Raw genomic sequence first — 552 nt, forward strand, 5'->3', positions numbered from 1 at the left:
CACCTTGGCTTCGGTCTTCAGCTTCTCGACCAGCGTCTTCACGTCCGGCACCTTCACGCCGGCCGCGCGCTTCGGCGGCTCGGCCACCTTCAGCGTCTTCAGACGCGGCGCGACGTCCACGCCCAGGTCTTCCGGCTTCACCGTTTCCAGCGGCTTCTTCTTCGCCTTCATGATGTTCGGCAGCGTCACGTAGCGCGGCTCGTTCAGGCGCAGGTCGGTCGTCACGACTGCCGGCAGCGTCAGCGACAGCGTTTCCGCGCCGCCGTCGACTTCACGTGCGACCGTGGCACGGCCATCGGCGATCGTGACCTTCGACGCGAACGTCGCTTGCGGCAGGCCTGCCAACGCGGCCAGCATCTGCCCCGTCTGGTTCGAATCGTCGTCGATCGCCTGCTTGCCGAGAATCACGAGTTGCGGCTGTTCCTTGTCGACCAGCGCCTTCAGGATCTTCGCGACGGCCAGCGGCTCGACGCTATCGTTCGACTCGACCAGGATCGCGCGATCGGCACCGATCGCCAGCGCCGTGCGCAGCGTTTCCTGCGCTTGCGTCAC

The 552-nt window shown here is 66.3% G+C and carries 1 protein-coding gene; it reads right to left on the reverse strand.

Annotation, left to right across the window (positions count from 1 at the left end):
• Positions 1–552: electron transfer flavoprotein subunit beta/FixA family protein (locus WS46_RS15625; protein ID WP_059691053.1), on the reverse strand; the 552-nt coding region annotated here is incomplete at both ends.

The sequence above is a fragment of the Burkholderia sp. RF4-BP95 genome (assembly GCF_001521985.1).
GTDB lineage: Bacteria > Pseudomonadota > Gammaproteobacteria > Burkholderiales > Burkholderiaceae > Burkholderia > Burkholderia diffusa.